The sequence below is a fragment of the Massilia sp. YIM B02769 genome (assembly GCF_030411995.1).
GTDB lineage: Bacteria > Pseudomonadota > Gammaproteobacteria > Burkholderiales > Burkholderiaceae_D > Telluria.
In genome coordinates this window covers 48,293-58,691 of sequence record NZ_JASNRC010000008.1, presented here as the reverse complement: position 1 = coordinate 58,691, position 10,399 = coordinate 48,293, and the positions used below count along the sequence as shown (strand labels likewise).

The window sequence follows — 10,399 nt, the reverse complement described above, 5'->3', positions numbered from 1 at the left end:
GCAATCCGATTCGATGTCTTCAACACCCTATAACACGCCGGCGGCGCCGGTCCAGGTACTGGTCGTCGACGACGACGTGGTCTCGCGCATGATGCTGATGCACCTGGTCGATACCTGCGGCCGCTTCGAGATCCTCGAGGCCGAGGACGGCGCCGACGCCTGGCGCCAGCTGGAAGGCGGCCTGCGCCCGTCCCTGGTGTTCTGCGACCTGCGCATGCCGCACCTGTCGGGCACCGACCTGCTGGTGCGCGTCAAGGCGCATCCGCAACTGGCCGGCATGCCCTTCGTGCTGGTCTCGGCCGCCAACGACGGCGCCACCATGAGCGAGGCCGCCGCCCTGGGCGCCGACGGCTACGTGGTCAAGCCCTTCCGCGTCGAGTCGCTGCGGCCCTGGCTGGCGGGCTTGGGCCCGGCCGAGGCGCCGCGCGACAGCGCGCGCCGGCTCGGCATCGACCTGGCGCGCCTGGCGCTGTATCTCGGCGGCCTGGCGCGCCAGCTGGACGAAGCGGTGGCCGGCCTGGACGCGCTGCTGCGCGACACGCCGTCGGCACGTGCGCGCCTGGCGCGTTTGCAGGAAGGCTGCGCCACGCTCGGCCTGTACACGGCGGCGGCGCGCCTGGCCCAGGCCGGGGAAGCGCTGGTGCAGGCGGATGCGGAGGTGGATATGACGGCGCAGGTGGCCGCGGCCCTGGCCGAGGCCCGTGGCGCCGTCAAGCGCCAGACCGCGTGGCTGGAAGCGGGCTGAAGGCAGGCGGATTGCGCCGCCGATCCGCATGCGCTCGTGCTTGCCATCATGTTCCGGCTGTGCGCCGGCTCAGGTCCGTTCGTGCTGCTTCTGCTGCTTGGACGTGTCCTTCGCCGCCGGCTTGTAGGTGACCACGCGATACAGGTACCAGGCCAGCATCGCGCCGAGGATGGTTTTCGATACCGGATCGACGTACTTCGCCACGTCCTTGTAATTGTCTTCGAGCAAGAACCCGGCGGCCGTCAGCAGGCCGGTCCAGGCCAGCGAACCGATGGTGGAATACAGCAGGAACTGGCCCAGGTTCATGTTGCCGAGGCCCGCCGGCACCGAGATCAGGGTGCGGACAGCCGGCACCAGGCGTCCGAACAGGACCGCCTTTTTCCCGTGCTTATGGAAGGCATCGAGTGCCTTGTCGATGTCGTCGGGCGTGATCGTGAGCCAGCGTGCGTGGCTCCTGGCCAGCTTCTTCAGGCGCTCGCAGCCATACACCTTGGCCGCGTAATACCAGGGCAGGGCGCCCACCACCGAGCCGGCGGTGCCGGCAAGCAGCACCCCCGCCACGTTCAGGTCGCCGCGCGCGGCAACGAAGCCGGCGAAAGGCATGATCATCTCGGACGGGATCGGCGGGAAGATATTTTCCAGCGCCATCAGCGCGAAGACGCCGAGGTAGCCGCTTTTTTCCAGGAAATTGGTGATGAAGTCGAACATGGGCGCCGTCCTGTGAGCCGGTGGAGTGACTGCATCCTAACCCGGGCGGTGGCATTTTTATGTTCGGCAGGGCACGCTTGGGCGCGTTGCGCGTACCGATAAACGGTTTATATCAGTGCGGGCCACGATGGTCCCCGCGTCGGGCATGCCGACTGGTTGCCGGGCTCCTGCTGGCTGGCATCGTCATGATCATCTGGTCGGTCGTCTAGCGCAGGAGAACAATCATTGATCGGTATCAAACACTACCCATCCGCCATGGTTTTCCGTGACATGAACAGTATGCTGGTCTCCGCACGCAACTCACCAAGAGCTTCTCATGGCACGCCTTTCCTTCATGCTTGCTGCCCTGCTGGCCACATCCGCCCTGCACGCGGCGCCGCAGGTCGAGGTCATCGCCACAGGACTGAATAACCCGCGTGGCCTGGCATTTGCACCGAATGGTCAACTGTATGTCACCGAGGCCGGCAGTGGCGGAAACGGACGCTGTCTCGTGCTGGCCGACCAGCGGACCGCATGTTATGGCGAAACGGGGGCCATCACCCGCGTCGATCCGCGAGGAAAGTTGCCGCCCAAGCGCATCGTCAGGGGGCTGCCGTCGCTGGCCGCGCAACCGGATGGCTTTGGCGGGACCGGGCCGCAACATATCGCGTTTTCCCGTGACGGACGCGCCAGCGTCGTGATGGGATTCGGCGCGGAAGCACCGGCACGGGAGGGTGTCGGCCGCAAAGCCTGGCTTCTCGGCAAAGTGCTGCAGGTAAGAATAGATGGCAGGCTCCTATCAGTGGCGGATATCGCCACCTACGAGTTCATCCACAATCCGGTGCCCGGCGGCGCGGATAGCAACCCGAACGGTGTCGCCATGGTCCCCGGCCGGACCGTCGTTGCCGATGCCGGCGCCAACGCGATTTTCAGCATCGCGGCCGATCGCACGATCACCACCCTGGCCGCTTTCCCCGCGCGGATGGTCCCGGCGCCGCCGCCCCTGTCGCTGCCGCCCGGCGCGACCATTCCCATGCAATCGGTGCCGACCACGGTCGTCGACGGCAAGGACGGCTGGCTCTACGTTGGCGAACTGACCGGCTTTCCCTTCCCGGCCGGCGGCGCCAACGTGTATCGGGTGGCGCCGGACGGCAGCCTGTTGGAAACGTATGCGCGCGGCTTTACCAACATTGTCGCGCTTGCTTTTGACGACTGGCACCGCTTGTATGTGCTGGAAATCGGCAACGGCCCGTCCTTCGGCTCTCCTCCGCTGAGGCCGCCTGGCCGCCTGGTGCGCTTGAATCCCGACGGGAGCCGGACGGTGCTCCATGACCAGCTGTTCTACCCCGGCGGCCTGGCGATAGGAAAGGACGGTGCGGCCTATGTGACGAACAACGGCGTGGTACCGGGACCCATCCCCGGCGGCCAGTTTGCAGCAGGGGGCACCGTGCTGCGTATCGGCCTGGACTAGCTGGGTGTACGCATCACGGCGCGCCGGTGTGGCGTCGATTCATTGCCAGAGCCGGCAATGGTCTGCATCGTCGCGCCCGTTTCTGCGCCTGTATCGCCTCGTACCACAGGAAGCAGGTCAGGCTTGGTCCAAGCCTTTGAATAGCAAGGGAATTTTTTTGGAGATTTGGTCCCCCCGACTGGAATCGAACCAGTATCCCACGCTTAGGAGGCATGTGCACTATCCATTGTGCTACGGGGAGGACGCGCGTGACGCCAGGTGCGCCACGAAAGCAGGACAGGCCTGCGGTTCGGCGAGCGGGCCCTGCAGGGCAGGCCGGTATCGTGAACCGAGTGCAATTATAGCCGAGGAAAGCGGATTGTTTGGAAGTGAGGGCACTGTAATCGGTACAATGTCCGCTTCTCTCAATTTATTCCGCTACATCGCGCTTCTTTGAGGCGCGTCAGGTGGCTTGCACACAGATTATGGCTGTTATTTCCCTCACGTCCGCGCAATTGGCATTCGGCCACGTCGCACTGCTCGACCACGCGGATTTTTCTCTCGAAACCGGCGAGCGCGTCGGCCTGATCGGCCGCAACGGCACCGGCAAGTCGTCGCTGCTGAAAACCATCGCTGGCCGCTTCAAGCTCGACGATGGCCTGCTGGTCATGCAGCAAGGCTTGAAAATCGCTTATGTTGAACAGGAACCTGTTTTCGATCCCGAATCCACCGTCTTCGACGCCGTGGCCGCCGGCATGGGCGAACTGCAGGGCATGCTGGCCGAATACGAAGCGCTGACCGGCCAGTTCGGCCAGGGCAACGACGAGGCGCTGATGGAGCGCATGCATGTGATCCAGGTGAAACTCGACGCCACCGACGGCTGGAACCTCGGCAACAAGGTCGACACCACCCTCGACCGCCTGGGCCTGGCGCGCGAAGCGAAGATGGGTACGCTCTCGGGCGGGATGCAAAAGCGCGTGGCGCTGGCCGTCGCCCTGGTCTCGGCGCCGGACGTGCTGCTTCTCGACGAACCGACCAACCACCTCGACTTCAAGTCCATCATGTGGCTGGAAGGCTTGCTGCGCGAATTCCGCGGTTCCGTCCTGTTCATTACCCACGACCGCAGCTTCCTCGACAACGTCGCCACGCGCATCATCGAGCTCGACCGCGGCCGTCTGCTTTCGTTCCCAGGCAATTTCTCCACTTACCAGGAACGCAAGCGCGAACTGCTGGCGAACGAGGAAGTGGAAAACGCCAAGTTCGATAAATTCCTGGCCCAGGAAGAAGTGTGGATCCGCAAGGGCGTGCAGGCACGCCGCACCCGCGACGAAGGCCGCGTACGCCGCCTGGAAGCCCTGCGCCTGCAGCGCTCGGCACGGCGCGAGCAACAAGGCCAGATCAAGCTCGACGTCGGCACCGGCGAACGTTCGGGCAAGATCGTGGCGGAACTGGAAAACATCTCCAAGTCCTACGGTGAGAAAGTCATCGTGTCGAACTTCACCGGCACCATCCTGCGCGGCGACAAGGTCGGCCTGATCGGCCCGAACGGCGCCGGCAAGACCACGCTGCTGAAGATGATCCTCGGTGAGGAAAGCGCCGACAGCGGCACCACGCGCCTGGGCACCAAGCTGAACGTGGCCTACTTCGACCAGATGCGCAGCCAGCTGAACGAGGAAGCCAGCCTGGCCGATACGATTTCGCCGGGCAGCGACTGGGTCGAAGTCAATGGCCAGCGCAAGCACGTCATGACTTACCTGAACGATTTCCTGTTCGCACCCGAGCGTTCGCGTTCGCCGGTGAAGTCGCTCTCCGGCGGCGAGCGCAACCGCCTGCTGCTGGCGCGCCTGTTCGCCAAGCCGGCCAATTGCCTGGTGCTGGACGAACCGACCAACGACCTCGACATCGAGACCCTGGAATTGCTGGAAGAATTGCTGGAAGAGTACACCGGCACCGTGTTCCTGGTCAGCCACGACCGCACCTTCCTCGACAACGTCGTGACCCAGGTGATCGTGGCCGAAGGGCAGGGCCAGTGGCGCGAATACGTCGGCGGCTACAGCGACTGGGAGCGCGTCAAGGCAATCGAACCGAAGGCGGCCACCCCGGCCCCGGCGGCGCCGAAAGCCGCGCCGGCGCCGGTGGCCGAGGCGCCCGCCGCCACGGCCTCGTCTGCCAAGAAAGTGAAGCTGAGCTACAAGGAGCAGCGCGAGCTGGAAGAGCTGCCCAAGCTGATCGCTTCGCTCGAAGACGAGCAGGCCCTCATCACGGCCCAGCTGAACGCGCCGGACTTCTATAAAACCAATCCGGCCGATGCACGCCGCATCAATGCCCGCTACAGCGAGATCGACGAACAGTTGATGGAAGCGCTGGAGCGCTGGGAACAGATCGAAGCGCGCGCCCGCGGCGACGCCTGATTCCTCCCTTCCACGCAACCGGGGCCGCTAGCGCGCAACCCCGGTCGCGTTGATCCAGCACAGATCGGATTCCGGGGTTTTCGTCAGTATCGGCTTTGGCGTTTCGGATCGCCGCTGCCCCGGTCCGCGCCGGAACCGTTGCGCCCGTCTGCCGGCTTCGTCTCTCGTGCCGCTGGAAGCCTACGCCGGTTCTCCGCCCGACGCAGCGCTTTCACCAGACGAACACCATGTCGCGATTTTGCCTGCGCCCGCCCATGCTACTGGCCGGGGCACTCGCTTGCGGTCCCGCGCTCGCCGTTCCCGGCACCGGGCTCGACCTGTACGGCCGCATCGGCTGGGCCTACGACGACAATTTGCTGCGCATTCCCGGCGACGCGCCGGCCTTCGATAACCAGCGCTCCGATTCCTGGCGCACGCTGGAAGCCGGCGCCGTCTACGACCGCACGATCAGCCGCCAGCGCCTGGTGGCCCACGCCAAGCTGTCGAAGGTCAAGTTCGACCACTTCCGCCAGCTCGACTACGACGGGCGCGATGTCCAGGGCACCTGGTACTGGCAACTCGGCAACCGTTTCGAAGGCGAGCTGGGCGTCGTCTACGCGCAAACGCTGGCGCCCTACACCGACTTCCGCAGCGACCAGCGCAACCTGCGCAAGCAGCGGCGCGGTTTTTTCGAGGGCGGCTGGAAATTGCACCCGCGCTGGGAAGCACATGCGGCCGTTTCGCGCGACAAGTACGACTACGAACTGGCGGCCCAGGCCTTCAACGACCGCACCGAAGACGTGGTCGAGGTGGAAGGGCGCTACCTGGCGCGCAGCGGCAGCGCGGTCGGCCTGGTGCTGCGCCGCATCGAGGGCAGCTACCCGAACCGGCGCCCGTTTTCCGCCAGCCTGCTCACCGACGACTTCACCCAGGACGAACTCAAGGCCCGCGTCGACTGGAAGGCCAGCGGCGCCACCACGCTGCAGGCGCTGGCCGGCTATGCGCGCCGCAAGCAGCCTTCGTTCGGCAGCGGACGCACGAGCGGCGTCAACGGCCGGGTCACGCTGCTGCACGACCGGAGCGGGAAGCTGCATTACCGCGCCTCGCTGTGGCGCGACTTCGCGCCGATCGAAAGCACAGTCGTCAGCTATACCCTGAACAAGGGCGCCAGCGCCGGCCTGACCTGGGATGCCAGGGCCAAGCTGCGCGTCGAGGCCGACCTCGCCTACGAGCAGCGCGACTACAGCCCGCGCGTGACGCTTCCCGTGCCTGGCGGACTCGAGGACTCGCTGCGGACCGCCAGCCTGAAGGCAACCTGGGCGCCGCGGCAGAGCATCTCGCTGTCGGCGGCATATTTCCACCAGGCCCGCAGCGGTTCGCAGTTGCTGGGCATCGGCAAATTCAAGTCGAACGGCTTCGCCATCAACGCCAGCGGACAGTTCTGAAGACCATGCAATGACGGTCAACGACATTCCGATCATTTCGTTTTTCCAGCGCGTGCTTGATCCCCTGATCATCATGGGGTCGCTGTACGTGTCGTCGATGGCCTTCCACGAACCCTTTTCCGGCTATCTGCTGGTGCTGATGATCCTGGCCTTTTTCATTTCCTCGGCCGTCTACCAGCATGTCGACCCCTACCGCACCTGGCGCAGCGGGCGCATGCTGGCGTATGCGCGCGACACCGTGTTCGGCTGGTGCCTGACCATCGGCGTGCTGTACTTCCTTGGCTCGGCCAGCGGCCTGAAATATTATTACGATCAGCGCGTGCTGCTGGCCTGGGCCATCGCCGCGCCCAGCACCCTGCTGGTCTGCCACATCGCGGTCCGGCTCGCGGCCGGCCGCCCCAGCCGCAGCCGCGAAGTGCGTTCGGTGGTGGTGGTCGGGGCCAACGAAGTCGGCCTGAAATTCGCCGCCATCTGCGACCGCCACCCGAATCTGTTCATGCAGGTGCACGGCTTCTTCGACGACCGTGCCGGCGAGCGCCATCCACCCACGCTGCGCCATCCGATGCTGGGCAAGATGTCCGAGCTGAGCCAGTACGTGCGCCTGCATAACATCAAGCTGATCTTCATCAGCCAGCCGGTCTCGGCCCAGCCGCGCATCCGGCGCCTGATCGACGAACTCCAGGACACCACGGCCTCGGTGTATTTTTTGCCCGACGTCTACGTGTTCGACCTGATGCAGGCCCGCTTCGACAACGTCGGTGGCATGCCGGTGATCGCCATCCGCGAAACTCCCTTCATGGGCCTGAACAGCCTGGTCAAGCGCATCAGCGACCTGGTGCTGGCCAGCCTGATCCTGGTCGGCCTGGCGCCGCTGATGCTGGTGGTGGCGATTGCCGTGAAGTGGACGTCGCCCGGGCCGGTGATTTTCAAGCAGCGCCGCTACGGATTGTATGGCGAGGAAATCTGGGTCTACAAGTTCCGCTCGATGACCACGCTCGACGACGGCAAGGACGTGGCCCAGGCGCGCCGCAACGACGGCCGGGTCACGCCGATCGGCCGCTTCCTGCGCCGTACCTCGCTCGACGAACTGCCGCAATTCGTCAACGTGCTGCAAGGTCGCATGAGCATCGTCGGGCCGCGGCCACATGCCGTCGCCCACAACGAGCAGTACAGGAAACTGATCAAGGGCTACATGCTGCGCCACAAGGTGAAACCGGGCATCACCGGCTGGGCCCAGGTGAACGGCCTGCGCGGCGAAACCGCCACGCTCGACAAGATGGAAGCGCGCATCCAGCACGATCTCGACTACCTGCGCAACTGGTCCCTGTGGCTGGACCTGTGGATCATTTTAAAGACAGTGAAGGTCGTTTTGACGCGTGAGAACGCGTACTAAGACGAAACGCAGCAGCGCGACACTCAGGAAGGGTTGGTAGTTCGCTCTACGGCCCCTGCGCGCTTCGATCCGTGTCAAGGATTGCGCTGCGTTCGACAGGTAGGCTTGCAACGGTATTGTGCCCAACCGTACACGTCTGCGGATGAGCTTGCTGCTTCGCATTTCTTGCACCCGTTTCCATTCCACCAGGAGGGCAGCTTGAATCACTTGGAACCCCGCATCTATGTTGCCGGCCACCGCGGCCTGGTCGGCTCGGCCATCGTGCGCGCCCTGCACGCGCGCGGCCACCGCAACCTCGTCACGCGCAGCCACGACGAACTCGAACTCACCGACCAGGCCCAGGTACGGGCTTTCTTCCGCAGCGAACGCATCGACCAGGTCTACCTGGCGGCGGCGAAAGTCGGCGGCATTCATGCCAACAATACCTATCCCGCCGAATTCATCTACGACAACCTGCTGGTGGAAACGAACGTCGTGCACGAAGCCTGGCGCGCCGGGGTGCAGAAGCTGCTGTTCCTCGGTTCCTCCTGCATCTACCCGCGCCTGGCGCAGCAGCCGATCCGCGAAGACTACCTGATGGGCGGTGCACTGGAGCCGACCAACGAGCCGTACGCGATTGCCAAGATCGCCGGCATCAAGCTGTGCGAAAGCTACAACCGCCAGTACGGCACCGACTACCGCAGCGTCATGCCCACCAATTTGTACGGACCGGGCGACAACTACCACCCGGAAAACAGCCACGTCATCCCAGCCATGATCCGGCGCTTCCACGAGGCCCGTGTGAGCGGCTTGCCCGAGGTCGTGATCTGGGGCAGCGGCAAGCCGATGCGCGAATTCCTGTACGTCGACGACATGGCCGCCGCCAGCGTCCATGTGATGAACCTCGCGCCTGAGGTGTACCGAAGCAGCACCGACGCCATGCACTCGCACCTGAACGTGGGTGCCGGCGTCGACGTCAGCATCGCCGAGCTGGCCCACCTGGTGGGCGAGGTGGTCGGTTACGCGGGGCGCATCGTATTCGACACCACGCGCCCCGACGGCACGCCGCGCAAGCTGCTCGACGTCGCCAGGCTGCACGCACTGGGCTGGCATGCCAGCACGTCCCTGCGCGAGGGCCTGGGTCGCGCGTATGCCGCCTTTCTCGAGACCGAGGTGGTGGAGGCGGCGGCCTGAATCCCGCCGTGCCGCTTCCTGTTCCGGATCGCTGCAAGCATCATTCACGAGGAGTCATCTTGAAGAATTGTCATCAGGCCCATGTTCATCCGCTCCCAGGTCGGACGCGTGTGGCGGCGCTGTCGAGCGTCATCCTGCTTGCGGCCACGCTGGCCGCCTGCGGCGACCGGGAAAAGGAATCCAGGCCGGGCCAGGCGCTCGCCAGCGTGAATGGCGAGGAAATCACCGTCCTCCAGCTGAACGAGGAAATCCAGCGCGCCGGCGTGCCGGCGGCGCGCCATCAGGAAGCCAGCAAACAATTGCTGCAAGCCTTGATCGACCGCCAGCTGCTCGCGAGCGCGGCCGCCCAGGAAAAGCTCGACCGCGATCCGAAGGTGGTGCAGGCGATCGAGCGGGCGCGCGCGCTCATCGTGGCCCAGGCCTACATGCAGAAGCGACTGGCGAACATCGCGCGGCCCACAGCGGCCGAGGTCGAGGAATACTTCAACAAGCATCCCGAATTCTTCAGCAAGCGCAAGCAACTGCAGATGGACCAGCTGGTGCTGGCCGCCAGGGACCTGACGCCCGAGACCCGCGCCGCCGCCGATGGCGCCAAGTCGCTGGAAGAGGTCGCCGTCTGGCTCGATGCGCACAAGGTGAAGTATGGCCGCGCCCAGGTCACGCGCAGCACTTCCGACCTGAATCCGCAACTGTCGCAGAAATTGCTCGGCATGCCGAAAAACCAGCTGTTCAGCGTGCGCGAAGGCGAGCGCGCCATGTTGCTGACCGTGGCCGAGGTGCGCGATGCGCCGGTGCCGCTGGAAGTGGCCGCGCCCCAGATCGAGAAATTCCTGATGACCAACAAGAACAAGGAACTCGCCGCCGCCGAAGTCGAACGCCTGCGCCAGCACGCGAAGATCGAATACCTGAACAAGGAATTGGCGGCCGGACCCAAGGCGGCGCCGGCCAGCATGGCGGCGCCGGGCGTACCCGCCGCCGCGCCGCCCGCTACGGAGTCGCCCGCCACGGAGTCGCCCGCCATCGAGTCGTCCGCTGCCGCCGGACCCGACCATGCCGCCGTCGACCGCGGCGTGGCCGGTCTGAAATGACACCGGCCGGCCTACGCAAACAGGAGGA

At 65.2% G+C, this 10,399-nt stretch carries 8 protein-coding genes and 1 tRNA gene; 7 read left to right on the top strand and 2 right to left on the bottom strand.

Annotated features, from left to right (window positions below):
• The first annotated feature begins 13 nt into the window (after nt 1–13).
• Nucleotides 14–745, top strand: a complete 732-nt coding sequence (locus QPK31_RS14070; protein WP_290423557.1) for a response regulator — start codon at nt 14–16, stop codon at nt 743–745.
• A 69-nt stretch (nt 746–814) separates the two neighbouring features.
• On the opposite strand, the gene QPK31_RS14065 is transcribed toward QPK31_RS14070, so the two are convergent.
• Nucleotides 815–1,453 carry a DedA family protein gene (locus QPK31_RS14065; protein WP_290423556.1) on the bottom strand — a complete coding sequence of 213 codons (639 nt, stop codon included), beginning with the start codon at nt 1,451–1,453 and terminating at the stop codon, nt 815–817.
• Between the two features lie 316 nt (nt 1,454–1,769).
• Between QPK31_RS14065 and QPK31_RS14060 the strand changes: the two genes are divergently transcribed.
• Nucleotides 1,770–2,903 (top strand): ScyD/ScyE family protein, encoded by a 1,134-nt coding sequence (locus QPK31_RS14060; protein ID WP_290423555.1) that lies wholly within the window; start codon nt 1,770–1,772, stop codon nt 2,901–2,903.
• Nucleotides 2,904–3,069: 166 nt separating this feature from the next.
• Here QPK31_RS14060 and QPK31_RS14055 read toward each other — a convergent pair.
• Nucleotides 3,070–3,144 (bottom strand) — tRNA-Arg (locus QPK31_RS14055).
• A gap of 223 nt (nt 3,145–3,367) precedes the next feature.
• On the opposite strand from QPK31_RS14055, the gene QPK31_RS14050 reads away from it, so the two are divergent.
• The 5 genes from QPK31_RS14050 to QPK31_RS14030 all read left to right on the top strand — a co-directional run bounded on the left by QPK31_RS14050 (nt 3,368) and on the right by QPK31_RS14030 (nt 10,371).
• Nucleotides 3,368–5,293 (top strand): ATP-binding cassette domain-containing protein, encoded by a 1,926-nt coding sequence (locus QPK31_RS14050; protein ID WP_290423554.1) that lies wholly within the window; start codon nt 3,368–3,370, stop codon nt 5,291–5,293.
• Nucleotides 5,294–5,520: 227 nt separating this feature from the next.
• Nucleotides 5,521–6,717, top strand: coding sequence for an XrtB/PEP-CTERM-associated polysaccharide biosynthesis outer membrane protein EpsL (gene epsL / locus QPK31_RS14045; protein WP_290423553.1), 1,197 nt, complete (start codon nt 5,521–5,523; stop codon nt 6,715–6,717).
• Nucleotides 6,718–6,727: 10 nt separating this feature from the next.
• Nucleotides 6,728–8,110: an undecaprenyl-phosphate glucose phosphotransferase gene (locus tag QPK31_RS14040; RefSeq protein ID WP_290423552.1), complete on the top strand. Its 1,383-nt coding sequence runs from the start codon at nt 6,728–6,730 to the stop codon at nt 8,108–8,110.
• A gap of 198 nt (nt 8,111–8,308) precedes the next feature.
• Nucleotides 8,309–9,283: a GDP-L-fucose synthase gene (locus tag QPK31_RS14035; RefSeq protein WP_290423551.1), complete on the top strand. Its 975-nt coding sequence runs from the start codon at nt 8,309–8,311 to the stop codon at nt 9,281–9,283.
• A gap of 59 nt (nt 9,284–9,342) precedes the next feature.
• Nucleotides 9,343–10,371 (top strand): EpsD family peptidyl-prolyl cis-trans isomerase, encoded by a 1,029-nt coding sequence (locus tag QPK31_RS14030; protein WP_290423550.1) that lies wholly within the window; start codon nt 9,343–9,345, stop codon nt 10,369–10,371.
• Nucleotides 10,372–10,399 lie beyond the last annotated feature (28 nt).